The sequence below is a fragment of the Pseudomonas sp. TE21394 genome (assembly GCF_054057835.1).
On the sequence record NZ_JBSRZR010000001.1, the window covers coordinates 5,392,135 to 5,409,881 of the forward strand.

The 17,747-nt window shown below is 61.6% G+C and carries 15 protein-coding genes and 4 tRNA genes; 4 read left to right on the top strand and 15 right to left on the bottom strand.

Translation table 11 applies throughout. The annotated features are described in order from the left end of the window. Positions 1–104 precede the first annotated feature (104 nt). On the bottom strand, positions 105–1,511 hold the full coding sequence (locus tag ACVWZT_RS24930; protein ID WP_457471961.1) for a transglycosylase SLT domain-containing protein: 1,407 nt from the start codon (positions 1,509–1,511) through the stop codon (positions 105–107). A 152-nt stretch (positions 1,512–1,663) separates the two neighbouring features. On the opposite strand from ACVWZT_RS24930, the gene ACVWZT_RS24935 reads away from it, so the two are divergent. The 3 genes from ACVWZT_RS24935 to ACVWZT_RS24945 all read left to right on the top strand — a co-directional run bounded on the left by ACVWZT_RS24935 (position 1,664) and on the right by ACVWZT_RS24945 (position 4,502). Then, on the top strand, positions 1,664–2,464 hold the full coding sequence (locus tag ACVWZT_RS24935) for a TatD family hydrolase (RefSeq protein ID WP_296234902.1): 801 nt from the start codon (positions 1,664–1,666) through the stop codon (positions 2,462–2,464). Positions 2,465–2,580: 116 nt separating this feature from the next. After that, complete coding sequence (locus ACVWZT_RS24940; protein WP_457471963.1) at positions 2,581–4,059, top strand: methyl-accepting chemotaxis protein; 1,479 nt, start codon at positions 2,581–2,583, stop codon at positions 4,057–4,059. Positions 4,060–4,133: 74 nt separating this feature from the next. Continuing rightward, complete coding sequence (locus ACVWZT_RS24945; protein ID WP_457471964.1) at positions 4,134–4,502, top strand: Mpo1-like protein; 369 nt, start codon at positions 4,134–4,136, stop codon at positions 4,500–4,502. A 39-nt stretch (positions 4,503–4,541) separates the two neighbouring features. On the opposite strand, the gene ACVWZT_RS24950 is transcribed toward ACVWZT_RS24945, so the two are convergent. The 3 genes from ACVWZT_RS24950 to ACVWZT_RS24960 all read right to left on the bottom strand — a co-directional run bounded on the left by ACVWZT_RS24950 (position 4,542) and on the right by ACVWZT_RS24960 (position 6,490). Beyond that, positions 4,542–5,339, bottom strand: a complete 798-nt coding sequence (locus ACVWZT_RS24950; protein ID WP_457471966.1) for an acyl-CoA thioesterase — start codon at positions 5,337–5,339, stop codon at positions 4,542–4,544. A gap of 75 nt (positions 5,340–5,414) precedes the next feature. Then, the gene (locus ACVWZT_RS24955; RefSeq protein ID WP_457471967.1) at positions 5,415–6,194 is read right to left on the bottom strand and encodes a CHAD domain-containing protein; all 780 of its coding nucleotides are present in this window, start codon (positions 6,192–6,194) and stop codon (positions 5,415–5,417) included. Between the two features lie 17 nt (positions 6,195–6,211). Further along, on the bottom strand, positions 6,212–6,490 hold the full coding sequence (locus ACVWZT_RS24960) for a hypothetical protein (protein ID WP_003259403.1): 279 nt from the start codon (positions 6,488–6,490) through the stop codon (positions 6,212–6,214). A 180-nt stretch (positions 6,491–6,670) separates the two neighbouring features. Between ACVWZT_RS24960 and ACVWZT_RS24965 the strand changes: the two genes are divergently transcribed. Further along, positions 6,671–7,711 carry a patatin-like phospholipase family protein gene (locus ACVWZT_RS24965; protein WP_296234897.1) on the top strand — a complete coding sequence of 347 codons (1,041 nt, stop codon included), beginning with the start codon at positions 6,671–6,673 and terminating at the stop codon, positions 7,709–7,711. Between the two features lie 67 nt (positions 7,712–7,778). Here the strand turns inward: ACVWZT_RS24965 and ACVWZT_RS24970 are convergent, their stop codons facing one another. The 11 genes from ACVWZT_RS24970 to ACVWZT_RS25020 all read right to left on the bottom strand — a co-directional run bounded on the left by ACVWZT_RS24970 (position 7,779) and on the right by ACVWZT_RS25020 (position 17,503). Next, positions 7,779–9,650: a SurA N-terminal domain-containing protein gene (locus tag ACVWZT_RS24970; RefSeq protein ID WP_457471968.1), complete on the bottom strand. Its 1,872-nt coding sequence runs from the start codon at positions 9,648–9,650 to the stop codon at positions 7,779–7,781. A 183-nt stretch (positions 9,651–9,833) separates the two neighbouring features. Continuing rightward, positions 9,834–10,106 (bottom strand): nucleoid-associated protein HU-beta, encoded by a 273-nt coding sequence (gene hupB, locus ACVWZT_RS24975; protein WP_011533117.1) that lies wholly within the window; start codon positions 10,104–10,106, stop codon positions 9,834–9,836. Between the two features lie 152 nt (positions 10,107–10,258). Beyond that, a complete protein-coding gene (gene lon, locus ACVWZT_RS24980; protein ID WP_457471970.1) occupies positions 10,259–12,655 on the bottom strand; it encodes an endopeptidase La in 2,397 nt (798 codons plus the stop codon). Between the two features lie 163 nt (positions 12,656–12,818). Beyond that, positions 12,819–14,102: an ATP-dependent Clp protease ATP-binding subunit ClpX gene (gene clpX / locus ACVWZT_RS24985; RefSeq protein ID WP_003250242.1), complete on the bottom strand. Its 1,284-nt coding sequence runs from the start codon at positions 14,100–14,102 to the stop codon at positions 12,819–12,821. Positions 14,103–14,210: 108 nt separating this feature from the next. Next, a complete protein-coding gene (clpP, locus tag ACVWZT_RS24990) occupies positions 14,211–14,852 on the bottom strand; it encodes an ATP-dependent Clp endopeptidase proteolytic subunit ClpP (RefSeq protein WP_003259400.1) in 642 nt (213 codons plus the stop codon). Positions 14,853–14,943: 91 nt separating this feature from the next. Further along, the gene (gene tig, locus ACVWZT_RS24995; RefSeq protein WP_296234886.1) at positions 14,944–16,257 is read right to left on the bottom strand and encodes a trigger factor; all 1,314 of its coding nucleotides are present in this window, start codon (positions 16,255–16,257) and stop codon (positions 14,944–14,946) included. Positions 16,258–16,503: 246 nt separating this feature from the next. Next, complete coding sequence (locus ACVWZT_RS25000; protein ID WP_274297956.1) at positions 16,504–16,803, bottom strand: DUF6388 family protein; 300 nt, start codon at positions 16,801–16,803, stop codon at positions 16,504–16,506. 259 nt (positions 16,804–17,062) lie between these two features. Next, positions 17,063–17,138 (bottom strand) — tRNA-His (locus tag ACVWZT_RS25005). Positions 17,139–17,174: 36 nt separating this feature from the next. Continuing rightward, positions 17,175–17,259: transfer RNA gene (locus ACVWZT_RS25010), tRNA-Leu, on the bottom strand. A 52-nt stretch (positions 17,260–17,311) separates the two neighbouring features. After that, positions 17,312–17,387 (bottom strand) — tRNA-His (locus ACVWZT_RS25015). 39 nt (positions 17,388–17,426) lie between these two features. Beyond that, positions 17,427–17,503: transfer RNA gene (locus tag ACVWZT_RS25020), tRNA-Arg, on the bottom strand. Between the last annotated feature and the right edge of the window lie 244 nt (positions 17,504–17,747).

Here is a 17,747-nt window from a genome sequence, read left to right on the forward strand (position 1 = left end):
GCGTCCTTGAAAGGGAAGTTGTGTTGAGATGGCGCCATCATAATCAGTTATACGGATATGAAAACCGCAAAAAACCCAACATAACAATCGATAAAATCGATACTCTAGCGCTTCACCACAGGCTCCAGCCGAGCACGCTCCCGGTTGAAGGCCAGAAAGTACTTGTTCACGCTGTTGACGAAGTTGACCGGCCCCATGCCCACCTGCTCCATGGCAATGCGTTCGGCTTGGAAAAACCACTGGTTGCCGTTCAGCCCACGCCGCCGCGCTTCGGCGCGCATGGCCTGGACCCGTTCGGGGCCGAGGTTGTAGGCTGCCAGCACGAACGCCATGCGTTCACGCTCGTTGATCTTCGCGCTGGCAAAGAACTTGCGCCGGATCAGCGCCAGATAACGGGCGCTGGCCTGGACATTGCCATCCACCGTGGCAGTGTTGCTCACCCCCACGCGCTGCGCTGCCGAAGGCGTGATCTGCATCAGGCCATGGGCGCCGCCGGTGCCGCGAGCCGTCGGGTTGAGCGTCGATTCCTTGAAAGCCAGCGCGGCCAGGTTAAGCCAGTCGATCTGCTGTGCCTCAGCGTGTTTCTGCAGCACCGGCCGTAGCGCGTTGAGGCGCTGGCGGTCCTTGCTGGCCAGCGGGTTGTGCACCCGGTACTGGCGGCGGTAGATGCGCTCGAACGCGGCATCCTGGTTGTCCGGCGCTCGATAGCCCTGTAAAAAGCGGTCGACCGTTGCCAGCAACTGTGGCGCATCGCGGCCTACATACCAGCGCACGGCTTGCGGCGTCCCCAGCTGTACACGACTGTCCAGGCGCAGGCGCGGCATCACCCGGGCCCAGCGCCGGGCAATCGGCTGCTCGATCACGGTCAGGTGATAGATGCCGGCCTGGACCATCTCCAGCACGTCCTCCACTGCCAGGGTCGAGTCGACCCATTCCACCTTGATCGGCGCACGTTTACGCAGTGCCAACTGCTGGTTCAGCTGCTGGATCAGCGGGCCGGCGGCGCTGGCGCTGGTCAGCGCCACGGTGCGCCCGGACAACTGCTCGACGTGGCTGAAGCTGCGTTCACCCTTGCGCCCGACCAGCACCAACGGCACCTGGTCGAGCACCGGCGCGCTGCTGCTGACGCTACGAACCGTGCCAGGGTCGAGCAGCTCGCCCGGTACGGCCAGGTCGCCCTCGCCACGCGCCAGGGCGCCCAGCAGTTGTTCCTTGGCGCGCGGAATCAATTTCAGCTGGATCTCCTGGCCGTCAGCGGCGCGGGCATTGAGGTAATGCTCCAGCGCGCGCAGGCGATAGTATTCGATGCCGACCGGCTCGCCCTTGACCTCACCCGAGCTGTTGCGGCTCTGGTTGACCAGCACCCGCAGCACCTGGCTGCTGCGAATCTGTTGCAGGTCACGCACCTTGGCAGGTGGCGTGCTCTGCTGCGGTCCCGGCAGGCGCGCATGTGCCGGCCCGGTCAAGGCCAGACCAAGCGTCAGCAGTAGGATGAGCCAGCATCGCGGCATGCAGAATGTCCGTGGTCGGTGGCGACACCATGGGAAGCGCCGCCAAGTGAGAAAGACGGCAAAAGACCATGGCAACAGCATGAAGTTCTTGGTTTTTTTCGCAAAAACATGGTTTTTGCTATGCTGGCCGCCCCGCGGCACGAGGTAGCACCATGCAACTGATCGATATCGGCGTCAACCTGACCAACAGCAGTTTCCACGACCAGCAGGCAGCTGTCGTCGAGCGCGCCCTCGAAGCCGGCGTTACACAGATGATACTCACCGGCACCAGCCTGGCAGTCAGCGAGCAGGCGCTGGAACTGTGCCAGCAGCTGGATCCGAGCGCTGCCCACCTGTTCGCCACGGCGGGTGTGCACCCGCACGATGCCAAGGCCTGGGATGCCGCCAGCGAGCACCGGTTGCGCCAATTGCTGGCTGAGCCGCGTGTGCGCGCGGTGGGCGAATGTGGCTTGGATTTCAACCGCGACTTCTCCCCTCGCCCGCAACAGGAAAAAGCCCTGGAAGCTCAACTGGCACTGGCTGCCGAGCTGCACCTGCCAGTGTTCCTGCATGAGCGCGATGCCAGCGACCGTTTGCTGGCCATCCTCAAGGGCTACCGTGACCACCTGACCGGCGCGGTGGTGCACTGCTTCACCGGCGAGCGTGATGCGCTGTTCGCCTACCTGGACATGGACCTGCATATCGGCATTACCGGCTGGATCTGCGACGAGCGCCGCGGCACCCACCTGCATGGGCTGGTGGGCAACATTGCCGAGGGGCGGTTGATGCTGGAGAGCGATGCACCTTACCTGCTGCCGCGAAGCCTGCGACCCAAACCCAAGAACGGGCGCAACGAGCCGGCATTCCTGCCAGAGGTGCTGCGCGAGGTCGCCTTGCATCGCGGGGAGTCGACCGAGCAGACGGCCGCGCATACCACGGCGACCGCGCGAGCTTTTTTCCAGATCCAGAGCTGACGCAATGAGGGCCTCGGATTTTTTTTGATGCACATCAACACCAGGTCAGGCTGACGCAGGCACAATGATGGCACCTTGCCAATATTGTTTTCGCTCAACTCAGAGAAGACCTGCCCATGGGTGCCTGGCTTAGCAATGTTTCCCTGAAGTACAAGTTCTGGGCCGTCAACGCGGTGGCCTTTGTCACGACCTTGCTGCTGGTGCTCTATGCCGTGCACCTCGAGCAGCGCGCCCGTGCCGAAGCAGCGCAGGCCCAGGCCGCCGCACAAGCGCAATTGCTGGCTGCCTGGCCAGCGGGTCAGCCGCTGCCGCGCGCGGCCAACGTCATCAGCTGGCCGGCAGGGCAAACGCCCAGCTTCGCCGGCGAGCCCCTCGATGGCCTGCGCAATGCTCTGGGCTGGGTCGAGCTGCCAAGCGCCTGGCTCCTCGGCGACAACCCGTTGCGCGGCGCGCAGGTGCTGCGCAGCGGCACTCAACAGTTGGCGGTGCTGGCCCGGTCGCCAAGCCTGCGTCAGGTGTTCTTCGACCGTTTCGGCAACTACGCCGTGTGCGTGCTGATTCTCATGCTGGCCATGCTGGGTGCCTCGCAACTGCTGATCCGCTTCCTGCTCAGCCAGCTCAACACCCTCAAGGACGTGATGCTGCACGTGGAAAAAACCGGCGATCTGGCGGCCCGCGTGCCACTGGCTTGTGGCGACGAGGTCGGCCAGATGGCCGGGGCCTTCAATGCCATGCAGGCCACTTACCACCGGGTGGTCAGCACCGTCGCCCACACCGCCGCTCAACTGGATTCCGGTGCCGCGCGCCTGGCGGCGAGCATGAGCGACGTCCGCCACGGCATGCTTGGCCAGCAGAGCGAGACCGACCAGGCGGCTACTGCCATCAACGAAATGTCGGCGACTGTGCACCACATTGCCCAGCATGCCGGCGCCACCCGCGACCTGTCACAAACGGCTGACAGCCTGGCCGGTAGCGGTCAGGAGGTGGTCAGCCGGGTGCAAGATTCGATTTCCGGGCTGTCCAGCGGCGTGCAACAGACTGCGGAGATGATTCGCCAGCTCGCTGAAGACAGCCAGAAGATCAATGGCGTGGTCAACGTGATCCACAGCATCGCCGAGCAAACCAACCTGCTGGCACTGAACGCCGCCATCGAAGCCGCGCGCGCCGGCGACCTTGGACGCGGGTTTGCCGTGGTGGCCGATGAAGTGCGCAACCTGGCCAAGCGCGTGCAAACCTCCACCGACGAAATCACCACCATGGTCTCGGCCCTGCAGTCAGGCACTCGCGATGCAGTGGAATTCATGCAGGAAAGCTCGTACAAGGCCGACGATTGTGTCAGGCAGGCGCGAGAGGCCGGTGAAGCACTGGCCGAGATTACCGGGGCCGTGGCACAGATGCGCGAAAGCAACACGCAGATCGCCGTGGCCGCCGAGCAGCAAAGCCAGGTGGCAGAAGAAATGAACCGTGCGGTGGTGAGCATCCGCGATGTCACCGAGCAGACCGTACAGCAGACTGTCGGCTCGGCCACCACCAGCAGCGAACTGGCGACGCTGGCCGGCGAACTGAACAAGGCTATTGGCCAGCTCAAGCTATAGTCACCATAGCCAGCCTCGATTGGCCCCCGTTCGGGGGCCGCACTAAGCTTTGGGCACAGCGAGAGGAAATGCCCATGAGCAAACGTCTGCCCAACCTGCCCGCCTGGCAATGGCGCGGCTACCATCAGAACCACCGCCACCCGACCAACCTGGTGCTGCACCTGATCGCCGTGCCGTTATTCATCCTTGGCGCGTTGCTGGTCCTGTCCGGGCTGCTCAGCCTGGACCTCGGCCAGCTTGCCGTCGGCATCATTGCCTTGATCGCCGGCCTGGGCCTGCAACGCCAGGGCCATCGGCTGGAGGCGGAACAGCCAGAGCCGTTCGCGGACCGCAAGGACGCCGTACAGCGCCTGCTCACCGAGCAGTTCATCACCTTTCCGCGCTTCGTGCTCAGCGGCGCCTGGTGGAAGGCCTGGCGCGAGCGACATAAACATCGCCAATGATCCCGTGCGAGGCCGCTGCCCTGCGACGGTCGAGTCTGGCTAGGCGAAAACCGTCACAGTCTGGCGGCTCAACGCCAGCAACTCGCCTTGGGCCGTCCACAGTGCCGCGGCGGCATGCCCGTAACCATCGCGCGCATATTCGGTTTCCACGCGATAACGACACCAGTCGAGGCTCGACAACTGCGGGGCGGGCTGGACGAATTCAATGGTCCAGGTCAGGGTGCTGCCCGCAGCGGGCTTCTTGAGGAACGGCATCAGGCTTGGCGGCCAGGCATCGACCAACGCCAGCAGGTGCGCCTCGCTGAGCGGCACTTCAGCCAACCCACGCAAACGCACCCAGCCGCCCATATGGCGCGACGGGTTGCCACTGAACGGAAGCCCGCCGACCGCCCAGCGCAAAGCCACGTGCTGCATGAACTCAGGGGTAATGCCTTTGATATGCGGCAACTCGGGGGCCGAATCGTCGAGCGCTTTCATGTCCATCGCCGGCAACGCCGGCACATCGACCACAGACGGCCGTCCCGTACCGAAATTGCCCTGCACCAGGGTCACCACCTGGCCATCCTGAACGGCACGCCCGAGCAAGGTACTGACCGCCTTGCCTTCGCGCAGCACCTCTGCCTCGAAGCGGATTGGCACATCCGCTGCCGCCGGTGCGACAAAACTGATAGCCAGTGACCGCACAGGGCGACCATCGGTGATTTTCCGGCGCATGGTCTCATACACCAGCGCCGCCATCAGCCCGCCGAACACGGCGCGCCCCTGAGCCCAGCTCGGCGGGATGCTGACTGCATCGGGGCTGGCCCGCACGGCGTCGAGCAATTGGTTGAAGTTCATAGGCTGGCTCCTGCATGCCGCGAAAGGTCTGCCCATCCTAGCCAGCAAGCCATTGGCGATCAGCCCGCATATCGGTCATTTTTCGGGCTTTCGCCGCACCAACGCCCGCTGCAGGGCACCCAGGGTCACATCCGACTGGTGCTCTGCCTCATGCAGCTCCTGCTCCCAGGCTGCCTTGCAAGGCGCCAGATCGGCCTGCTCGCGCGCCTGCAATAGCCATTGCAGACGATCATGCCAGTCACCCAGGTCGCCCTGGGCCTGCTTCAGCAGGCGCCGCAGTGCGTTGCCCGCATGGTCGAGCTGGGGGTAGGCCTCGTCGCCGTAGCGCGCGCGCTTGATCAGCAAGCGCAGGCGGTGGCGATCGTGGGCCGGGTCCTGCAGCGCCTGGCGCAGTTTGCGCCACTGTTTGACCAGGCGTTTGTCGATACGCTTCTCCAGCGCTTTGGTCAGGCCTTCGCGACCGGCCGCACGCAGGAACAGCGGAAACGCGTCGACAATCGCCAGCACCCGCGCCAATTGCGGGCTGTCAGCGACACTGGCGAATGTCCTGTCGCGCCCTTCCACACGACGTTGCCCGGCCTCGGCAAAACCACGTCCGATCAGTTCGGCCGCCAGTACTTCGCGGTCACGCAGCGGCGTCGTCAGTGCCCCCAGCGCCCTGGCGGCATCCTCCAGCTGCTCGACCCCGGGCAACCCGCGCAATGGCCGCAGCAGGCTGCGCAGGCGCCGCAGCGTGGTGCGCAGGTCGTGCAGGGCCTCGCTGTCGGTGTCGGCAGCCAGGCGTTCGCGGCAGGCCAGCAGACGCACCTGCAAGGTCAGTATCTGGGCCACTACATGGTCGAGCATGGCAGGCATTCAACGATGCTCCCTGATCAGCGCCCGGCGCGGGACTCACGGATGTAGAAGCGCGCCTTCTCGGCTTTGCGGGTACAGCTTTCATAGCCTTCGAATTGCTGCTGGGTCTTGGCCCCGGTCAACAGCGACAGGGCCTTGGAATAGCTCACGGCACCGGCAAAGCCTTCGGCCTTGGCCAGGTCCAGCTCTTTCCAGGCAGCATCCAACTGGGTTGCGCAGCTCTCACGATAGGCCGTCTTGCCCGCACAGCCAGCAAGGGCCAAGGCAATCAGTGGAAGGCAGATCCAGGCTTTCATCAGTTATGACCTCAATGGGAAAAAACAGTGGCCGTTCGACGCTCCGGATGCTCAAAAGTGCCGCTCCCGGACAGCTTTGTCTTGCCAGTTTTATTACAGTAGCTCAGCGCGGTCTACATTGAAGCACAGGCAGCGATGGGTGCATTGTAGAACCAGGGTTGCACTGGCCGGGGAACATTCATGAGCAAACGCGTGGCACTGGTACTGGGATCGGGTGGAGCCCGAGGGTATGCACACATCGGGGTGATCGAGGAAATCGAGCGACGCGGCTACGACATTGCCTGTATTGCCGGCTGCTCGATGGGCGCCGTGATCGGGGGGATCTACGCCGCGGGCAAGCTGGGAGAGTACCGCAACTGGATCGAGAGCCTCGACTACCTGGATGTGCTGCGCCTGGTCGATGTCAGCTTTCGTCTCGGCGCGATTCGCGGCGACAAGGTGTTCGGGCAGATTCGCAAGATTGTCGGCGAGATCAACATCGAGCAATTGCGCATCCCTTACACGGCGGTTGCAGCCGACCTTACCAACCAGCAGGAGATCTGGTTCCAGGAAGGTTGCCTGCACCAGGCCATGCGCGCCTCGGCGGCCATCCCCAGCCTGTTCACGCCGGTGATGCAAGGCAACCGCATGCTGGTCGACGGCGGCATCCTCAACCCGTTGCCGATCGTACCGGTGGTGTCCAGCCACTGCGACCTGATCATTGCCGTCAACCTCAACGCCACCAACCAGAAGCAGTACCAGTTGCCGGTGATCGAACGCCCCGCCGCATTCAAGATGCGTTTCGATGCGTTGCTCAGCTCGCTGGGGTCACGCCTGCCGTTCCGGCGCAAGCCGGCAGAAGAGTTGATCCGCATCGAACAGGAAATCATCGCCGAAGGGCTTGCACCGCCAAACCCGTGGCTGGCCGATGCCGCCGCCCCGGAAGCCCAGCAGCCGGCAGCGGCGCCAGAACGCGAGGGCGCGCCCAAGTCGGCGACCGGCTCGTTCATCATCGACAACGTGGGGCCCGCTTCGCTGCTGGACCTGATCAACCAGAGTTTCGAGGTGATGCAGACGTCGTTGGCGCAGTACAAGATCGCGGGCTATCCACCGGATGTGCTGATCAACGTGCCCAAGCGGGTATGCCGGTTTTTCGAGTTCTACAAGGCGCCTGAGCTGATTGCCCTGGGGCGAGAGATTGCGCGGGATACGCTGGATAATCATGAAGGGGTGAAGCGCTAGGCCGGAACAGGCGGCACAGATAGAACAGGCCGCACTAGGCGGCCTGTCCGTTCATGCGTCCATCACCTTAGTAGCGGGTGATGTCGGCTTTGGCTTCCAGTTGCTTGCGGTAGGCCGCAAAGTCCTGCTGGCCAGCACGCGACGCGAGGTAGCGGCGAATCTGCTGCTTCTCTTCATCGGTAGCGGTAGCGCCTTCGTTGACGCCTTTGAGCTGCAGTACTACCAGGCTACCGTCACGCAGCACCACGCTGCCATACACCGGCTTGTCCTTGGATTGCGGCTTGGCCAGGCGGAACAGCGCTTGCAGCTCGGCCGGGTCAATGCCGTCCGCGCCGCGGGTGACCGCCTCGTAAGCCTTCCAGCCCTGCCCTTCGTGCACGCCAGCAGCGCTGACGGAACCGTCACGCAGGCCGGCAATCAGCTTGTCGGCCTTGGCCTTGAGCTCGGCAGTGGCCTTCTCTTTGGCCAGGTGTTCTCGAATGTTGTTGGCCACCGCGTCCAGCGGCAGTTGCGCCGGCTTGCGGTGCTCCTTGACGCGCAGCACCACGGTGGTCTCCGGGTCGAGTTCGATGGCAGTGCTGTTGGCACCCTCATCCAGCACTTCTTCAGAGAACGCAGCCTGCACCACCGAACGGTTGGCAGTGATGCCTTCGCCGCCCTCACGACCGAAGGCTGCAGACGTATGCACCTTCAGGTTCAGGTCCTGGGCCGGCTGGGCCAGGTCGGAGGCCTCGTAGGCAGCATCCTGCAACTGCTTGCTGGCATCGACGTAACGCTGCTCGACCAGGGGAATCTTCAGGTCCCGGGTCAGCTTGTCCTTGAGGCTGGCAAAGCTCGGTACTTCCGGCGCCTGCACGCCCAGCAGCTTGATCAGGTGATAGCCGAACTGGGTACGCACCGGCGCGGACACCTGCCCATCCTGCAGTTTGTACAGGGCATCCTCGAACGCCGGGTCATAAACACCTGGGCCGGCGAAACCAAGGTCACCACCGCTACCGGCCGAACCAGGGTCCTGCGATAACTCCTTGGCCAGTGCGGCAAAGTCCTCACCCTTGGCCAGGCGCTGCGCGATCTCTTCGGCACGGGCCTTGGCCTGGGCGTCGGTGACCTTGTCGTTGACCTCGATCAGGATGTGCGCAGCGTGACGCTGCTCGGCGAGGTTGGCGATTTCCTTCTCGTACTGGGCCTTGAGCTCTTCGTCGCTCACCTTGACCTGGTCGAAGAACGCCGACTTCTTCAGCTCGACGTAGTCGATCACAACCTGGTCAGGCGACATGAACTCCTTGGCGTGCTGGTCGTAGTGCGCCTTGACTTCTTCATCGCTGACCTTGACCGCAGCCGGGTCGGCCTTGAAGGTCAGGGAGGCGAAGTCACGGGTCTGCTTCTCGAGGCGGGCAAAGGCATCGACCTGCTGGTCAGTGACGAAGCTGCTACCGGCCAGGCCGGTGCGCAACTGGCCAATGAGCATTTCCTCGGCCAGCATGTCGCGGAACTGCATGCGGCCGTAGCCCATCTGGCGGATGACCTGGTCGAAGCGGTCGGCGCTGAACTTGCCGTCCACCTGGAATTCCGGTGTCTGCAGGATGACCTGGTCCAGCGCAGCCTCGGAGAAGGCGAACTTGGCGTCTTCGGCGCCTTGCAACAGCAGCTTGCGGCTGATCAGGCCTTTGAGTGCCTCTTCACGCAGCAACTTGTCATCCAGCAACGCCGGGTCGAAATCCTTGCCCAACTGTTGCATCAGCTGGCGGCGCTGCATGTCGGCCGCCTGGCTCAACTCGTTCTGGCTGATGGTCTGGCCATTCACCTTGGCGGCGTCCTGGCTATGAGTAGCGGCCTGGAAAATGGCTTCGAAGCCGGTCAACGCCATCAAAACGACAATAAGGCCGATGATGGTCTTGGCAATCCAACCTTGTGAATTGTCCCTGATATTTTGCAGCATGCGTCCCCCAGAAACGGCTGTACCACTGCGTCGACAACCGCGGAGCGTGGGTAGAAACCTGATAAAAGAAAGGCGCATCCGAGGATGCGCCTTTTCTTAGCAAACGTGTCAGGCGGGAACGTTTGCGCCCCCGCCGTCAGCGTGCTCGGACCTGGCCAGGCCGGGTCCGGCTGAAGAGACGACTTAGTTGACGGCGTCTTTCAGGCCTTTGCCAGCCTTGAAACCTGGAACCTTGGCGGCTGCGATCTTGATTGCCTTACCGGTTTGCGGGTTGCGGCCGGTGCGCTCAGCGCGCTCCTTGACCGAGAAGGTACCGAAGCCAACCAGTACCACATCGTCACCTTGCTTCAGGGCGCCGGTGACGGATTCGATGACTGCGTCCAGCGCACGGCCGGCTACAGCTTTCGGGATGTCAGCAGATGCGGCGATAGCGTCAATCAGTTCCGACTTGTTCACTCTAAGTCCCCTTATTTCTCAATTGAGTTTGTTTCTAAGTATGTAATGAAAAGCTTATGAAACGTGCGCTGGGTGGCCTGATGACACTAGCGTGCCGCTTTATAGCAAGGCCCCGAAAAAACTGTCAAGGAACGCCCCCCAGCCAGAAACTACTAGTGCGTGCTGATTCTTTCCTTAGCATCGCCGTCGCGCTTTTCATCTTTCGCGACAATCTCCGGAGCCACATCTGGCAAGGGCTCCGGGGCGTATTGCAGCGCAATTTGCAGGACTTCGTCAATCCATTTGACCGGTTTGATCTGTAGATCCTGTTTGATATTTTCCGGAATCTCCTTCAGATCGCGAACATTCTCCTCGGGAATGATCACCGTCTTGATACCGCCACGGTGTGCCGCCAGCAGTTTTTCCTTCAAACCGCCAATCGCCAACACCTGGCCACGCAGGGTGATTTCGCCGGTCATGGCCACGTCGGCCCGAACCGGAATCTGCGTCAGCGCCGAGACCAACGCCGTGCACATGCCGATACCAGCGCTCGGGCCGTCTTTCGGCGTGGCGCCTTCAGGCATGTGGATGTGCACGTCGTGCTTCTCGTGGAAGTCGGCGGCGATCCCCAGGCTGCGGGCGCGGCTGCGCACCACGGTCTGTGCGGCGGTGATCGATTCGACCATGACATCGCCCAGCGAACCGGTCTTGATCAACTGGCCCTTGCCAGGGATGACCACGGCTTCGATGGTCAGCAGCTCGCCACCGACCTGGGTCCAGGCCAGGCCGGTGACCTGGCCGATCTGGTCCTGCTGCTCGGCCAGGCCATAGCGGAACTTGCGCACGCCCAGCAGGTGCTCCAGCTGCTCGCTGGCGACCTTGACCTTGACCTGCTTCTGCCCGGCATGTTCCTTGACCACCTTGCGGCAGACCTTGGCAATTTGCCGCTCCAGCCCACGCACACCCGCTTCGCGAGTGTAGTAGCGGATGATGTCGCGAATCGCCGAAACGTCGACCTCCAGCTCTTCCTTTTTCAGGCCGTTGGCCTTGACCTGCTTGGGCACCAGGTACTTGACCGCAATGTTGATCTTCTCGTCCTCGGTGTAGCCCGGCAGGCGGATGACTTCCATCCGGTCGAGCAGCGCCGGCGGAATGTTCATCGAGTTCGAGGTGCACAGGAACATCACGTCCGACAGGTCGTAGTCGACCTCCAGATAATGATCGTTGAAATTGTGGTTTTGCTCGGGGTCAAGCACTTCGAGCAGTGCCGAGGCCGGATCGCCACGCATGTCGCTGCCCATCTTGTCGATTTCGTCCAGCAGGAACAGCGGGTTGCGTACACCCACCTTGGTCATCTTCTGGATCAGGCGACCAGGCATGGAACCGATGTAGGTCCGGCGGTGACCGCGGATCTCGGCCTCGTCACGCACGCCACCCAGGGCCATGCGCACGAACTTGCGGTTGGTGGCCGCAGCGATCGACTCGGCCAGCGAGGTCTTGCCGACGCCAGGCGGGCCGACCAGGCACAGTACCGGGCCACGGATCTTCTTGACGCGCTTCTGCACGGCAAGATATTCGAGAATGCGGTCCTTGACCTCTTCCAGCCCATAGTGGTCGGCATCGAGGATTTCCTCGGCCTTGGCCAGGTCCAGGCGCACTTTGCTCTGGGCCTTCCACGGCACCTGCACCAGCCAGTCGAGGTAGGAGCGGACCACGGTGGCCTCGGCCGACATCGGCGACATCTGCTTGAGCTTGTTCAGCTCGGCCTGGGCCTTGGCCAGGGCATCCTTGGGCAGGCCAGCGGCTTCGATGCGCTTTTTCAGCTCTTCGACTTCGTTGTGGCCTTCGTCGCCATCGCCGAGCTCTTTTTGAATGGCTTTCATCTGCTCATTCAGGTAGTACTCGCGCTGGCTGCGCTCCATCTGCTTCTTGACCCGACCGCGAATGCGTTTCTCAACCTGCAACAGATCGATTTCGGCATCCAGCAGCGCCAGCACATGCTCGACACGGGTCGGCAGGTCGACGATTTCGAGAATTTCCTGCTTCTGCTCGATCTTCAAAGCCATGTGCGCGGCCATGGTGTCGACCAGGCGCCCAGGCTCTTCGATGCTGTTCAGCGACGACAGCACCTCGGCAGGGACTTTCTTGCCCAATTGCACGTACTGCTCGAACTGCGACAGCAGGGTGCGCACGAAGACTTCCGATTCACGCTCGGCGGCATCGGCTTCGTCGATCAGGGAAACCTCGGCACGGATGTGCCCTTCTGCTTCGCTGAAGCGCTCTACGGCGCCACGCTGCTCGCCCTCGACCAGCACCTTGACGGTGCCATCGGGCAGTTTCAACAGCTGCAGCACGGTGGCGACCGTACCGACGCGATACAGCGCGTCTTCGCCCGGGTCATCGTCGGCCGGGTTTTTCTGGGCCAGCAGGAGGATCTGCTTTTCGCCCGTCATCGCCGCCTCAAGGGCTTCGATGGACTTTTCGCGCCCCACGAACAGCGGGATGACCATGTGCGGGTAAACAACGACATCGCGCAATGGCAAAAGAGGCAAGTCGAGGGTGGTCTTCATGATTTCGCCTCTACAGCGGCCTTGTGGCCGGAAACCGGTGGAAATGATGCTTGGAGCTAATGTGGGGGCATGCCTGGGAAATTACAAGCGCTAGCTCAGGAAAAGCAGAAAGGGGCCCGTAGGCCCCCTTCTTGCTCGCAACCGTCAGCGGCCATCGCCTGGATCAGGCGTCCGGCGCAGCCTTGGCTTGCGGCTCGCTGTTTTCGTAGATCATCAGCGGCTGCGAAGTACCCTCGATGACGCTCTCGTCGATCACCACCTTGCTGACATCCTTCTTCGAAGGAATCTCGTACATGGTGTCGAGCAGCACGCCTTCGAGGATCGAACGCAGGCCACGGGCGCCGGTCTTGCGCTCCAGGGCCTTGCGCGCAACGGCCTTGAGCGCATCGCTGCGGAACTCGAGGTCGACGCTTTCCATCTCGAACAGCTTGGCATACTGCTTGGTCAGGGCGTTCTTCGGCTCGGTGAGGATCTGCATCAGCGCAGCCTCATCCAGCTCGTCGAGGGTTGCCAGTACCGGCAGACGACCGACGAATTCCGGGATCAGGCCAAACTTGACCAGATCGTCCGGCTCGACCTCACGCAGGGACTCGCCAACCTTCTTGCCTTCTTCCTTGCTGCGTACTTCGGCGCCAAAACCGATGCCACCCTTGGTGGAGCGGTTCTGGATGACCTTTTCCAGGCCCGAGAAGGCGCCACCGCAGATGAACAGGATGTTGCGGGTATCAACCTGCAGGAATTCCTGTTGCGGGTGCTTGCGGCCGCCCTGCGGCGGTACCGAGGCTACGGTGCCTTCGATCAGCTTCAGCAGTGCCTGCTGCACGCCCTCGCCCGAAACGTCACGGGTGATGGACGGGTTGTCCGACTTGCGCGAGATCTTGTCGATCTCGTCGATGTAGACGATGCCCATCTGGGCCTTTTCCACGTCGTAGTCGCACTTCTGCAACAGCTTCTGGATGATGTTCTCGACGTCCTCACCCACGTAACCGGCTTCGGTCAGGGTGGTGGCGTCAGCAATGGTGAACGGTACGTTCAACAGACGTGCAAGGGTTTCGGCGAGCAGGGTCTTGCCCGAGCCGGTCGGCCCGATGAGCAGGATGTTGCTTTTGCCGAGTTCGACTTCGTCACCCTTCTTGTCACGCTGGTTCAGGCGCTTGTAGTGGTTGTATACCGCTACGGCCAGCACCTTTTTCGCGCGCTCCTGACCAATTACGTACTGGTCCAGGATGCCGCTGATTTCTTTCGGCGATGGTAATTTGTGCGCGCTGCTTTCGGCCTGGGCTTCCTGCACCTCCTCACGGATGATGTCATTGCACAGGTCGACGCACTCGTCGCAGATAAATACCGAGGGCCCGGCAATCAATTTGCGCACTTCGTGCTGGCTTTTGCCGCAGAAGGAGCAATAGAGCAATTTGCCGCTGTCCTCGCCGTTACGGGTGTCAGTCATTCGATCGATCCAATCCGGTAGGCTTGCAACACAAGATGAAGGCAATTGCGGGCTTTTTCAAGTCCGCAGGTAGGCGCTTTCCGCACCCACCTGCTCTGGCACCCCGGTTCAGGAGGCCAGTTGCCGCTTGTCGTAGACCGAGTCGATCAGGCCGTACTCGGCCGCGCGCGAGGCGCTCATGAAGTTGTCACGCTCGGTGTCACGCTTGATGGTTTCGAGGTCCTGGCCGGTGTGATAGGCCAGCAGCTCGTTCAGACGGGCCTTGATATTGAGGATCTCCTGGGCGTGGATCTCGATATCGGTGGCCTGACCCTGGAAGCCGCCCAGCGGCTGGTGGATCATCACGCGCGAATTCGGCAGGCAGTGGCGCTTGCCCTTGGCACCTGCGGCCAGCAGGAAGGCACCCATGCTGCAGGCCTGGCCGATGCAGATGGTCGAGACGTCCGGCTTGATGAACTGCATGGTGTCGTAGATCGACATGCCGGCGGTAACGGAACCGCCCGGCGAGTTGATGTACAGATGGATATCCTTGTCCGGGTTTTCTGCTTCCAGGAACAGCAGTTGCGCCACGACGAGGTTGGCCATGTAGTCCTCTACCGGGCCAACCAGGAAGATCACACGCTCCTTCAACAGGCGCGAGTAGATGTCGTAAGCGCGTTCGCCACGGGCGGACTGCTCGATAACCATCGGGACCAGGCCGCCTGCGGCCTGGATGTCAGAGCTCTGCTGAATATAAGAATTGCGGGACATGTCCTGCGCTCACTCCCAAATAGTCATGGCTTGAATACGCACAAGCCAGCTCGAAGGCTGGCTTGTGGGGGTTTCCTACGAGAGAAGCCTGTTACTCAGCGGCGGCAGGAGCCTGTGCTGGCTTAACGGCATCTTCGTACGAGACCGACTTGTCGGTCACAGTCGCTTTCTGCAGAACAGTATCTACAACTTGCTCTTCCAGCACAACCGAACGGACTTCGTTCAGTTGCTGGTCGTTCTTGTAGTACCAGGCGATGACCTGCTCAGGCTCCTGGTAGGCCGAGGCCATTTCCTCGATCATTTCGCGAACCTTGCCTTCATCCGGCTTCAGTTCGAACTGCTTGACCACTTCGGCGACGATCAGGCCCAGGACCACGCGACGCTTGGCTTGCTCTTCGAACAGCTCGGCCGGCAGTTGCTCAGGCTTGATGTTGCCACCGAACTGCTGAACAGCCTGCACGCGCAGACGGTTGACTTCGTTTTCCAGCAGCGCTTTCGGTACTTCGATCGGGTTGGCGGCCAGCAGACCGTCCATGACCTGGTTCTTCACCTTGGCCTTGATGGCCTGGCGCAGTTCACGCTCCATGTTCTTGCGAACTTCGGCGCGGAAGCCTTCCAGGGTGGTTTCCTTGATGCCGAACTGGGCGAAGAATTCCTCGTTCAGTTCTGGCAGCACCGGGGCAGCAACGCTGTTGACGGTGATGGTGAACTCGGCGGCCTTGCCGGCCAGGTCCAGGTTCTGGTAGTCCTCGGGGAAGGTCACGTTGACAACGCGCTCTTCACCCGCCTTGGCGCCAACCAGGCCGTCTTCGAAGCCCGGGATCATGCGGCCGGAGCCCAGCACCAGCTGGGTACCCTTGGCCGAACCGCCGGCGAACACTTCACCGTCGACCTTGCCGACGAAGTCGATGTTGACCTGGTCGTCTTTCTGCGCAGCGCGCTCGACGGCCTCGAAACGGGTGTTCTGCTTGCGCAGCACTTCCAGCATGTTGTCCAGGTCGGCTTCAGCCACTTCGGCGCTCAGGCGCTCGACGCTGATCGACTCGAGGCCGGCAACGGTGAACTCAGGGAACACTTCGAAGATGGCGACGAATTCCAGGTCCTTGCCCTTCTCGAAGGACTTCGGCTCTACCGCAGGGGCACCAGCCGGGTTCAGCTTCTGCTCGACGATGGCCTCGTAGAAGGAAGCCTGGACCAGATCACCGAAAGCCTCTTGACGGGCATCGGCCTCGAAGCGCTGACGGATCACGCTCATCGGCACCTTGCCTGGGCGGAAGCCTGCAACCTTGGCGCGCTTGGCAGTCTGTTGCAGACGCTTGTTGACTTCGTTCTCGACGCGCTCGGCCGGAACGGCGATGGTCATGCGGCGCTCGAGAGCGGAAGTGTTTTCAACAGAAACTTGCATGGATATTCCTCGTTGCACAGACGTTAGCCGGCGTTAGCCCGACTCCAGAATCAAGGGCAAGCATTCTAGTGAGTCGCGCAGCAGAAGTCACCCCACCCGGGACGATGGGAAGCCACGCCGGTCGATTAGCTTTCAAGGCCCGTACGGCATGCCGCGGGGCCTGTTTCAAAAAGGGTTGCACGGCGCCTTGGGCGCCCCACAGCCGAAATACCTTGTCAAACAACTGCCGCGACGAATTCGCTTCCTTTATTCAGGTTCGATCTCGTTGAACTGGCAGTACTCTTCCCATTCCATCCCCAGCGCTTCAGCCACCTCGCGGTGTGTCTCCAGGCGCATGGCCTGCAGTTGCTCAGGGGTTTCGGCGATCAGTTGCAGGGCCAGCTCCCAAGGCTGAATGCCCTGCTCCTCGGCTGCATCTTCGAAGGCCCACTCGATCTGCTGGGCCTGCTCACGCGCATCCAGCTCGCGGATCTCTTCGAGCAGTTGCGGATTGGCCTCGGCAAAACGCTGCAGCGCCAGTGCCTGACGGGCTTCTTTTGCGATCATCGGGTTGTTCCTCTGCCGGCCAGCTGGGCCGGTGCTTCAACCGGCTGAAATCTAACAGCTTTTATTGGGGTGCTACCAGAGGATTGCAAGGGGGAGATTGAGTTTAATGGCTGCGAAGCTCATGGCCTGAGCCTTGTAGCGCCTGCGAGACCGAGCGCCGCGCGGACACTTGATAACACAGCCACCAAAACCATCAAGGCACACACCCCAGAAACAACAAAGGCGCCCGGTCTCACGACCAAGGCGCCTTCGAAGAATATGGGGTGGACGATGGGAATCGAACCCACGACAACTGGAATCACAATCCAGCGCTCTACCAACTGAGCTACGCCCACCATATAGCGGTCTTGCGGTACAACCTTACAGAAGCATGGTGCGGACGAAGAGACTCGAACTCTTACAGCTTGCGCCGCTGGAACCTAAATCCAGTGTGTCTACCAATTTCACCACGTCCGCGTAACGCTTAAAACAAAGGCGCCAGATGCTATCGCGGCGCCTTTGAAGAATATGGGGTGGACGATGGGAATCGAACCCACGACAACTGGAATCACAATCCAGCGCTCTACCAACTGAGCTACGCCCACCATATTGCATTACAACCACTTGTTGCCAAAGCTGCCTAATGGCGCACCCGGCAGGACTCGAACCTGCGACCATCCGCTTAGAAGGCGGATGCTCTATCCAGCTGAGCTACGGGCGCTTAAGCTTGAAGCCTAACCGAACGAGACCTTAACAGGTAACTGTCAAATCACTCATTCTGCCCGACTTCGCCACCCAGTGCTAGGCTGTGCCCGACAAGTGCGGCGAATCTTATAGGCGAGCCTGAATGTCGTCAACACCTTTCTCAAAAAAATTTAAATTATTTAAGGGCTTAGGGGATTTGCCCGACCACCCGCCTTTGCCCTTGGCCCGTGTCGTGCGAGAATGCGCCCTCTTTAATTGTT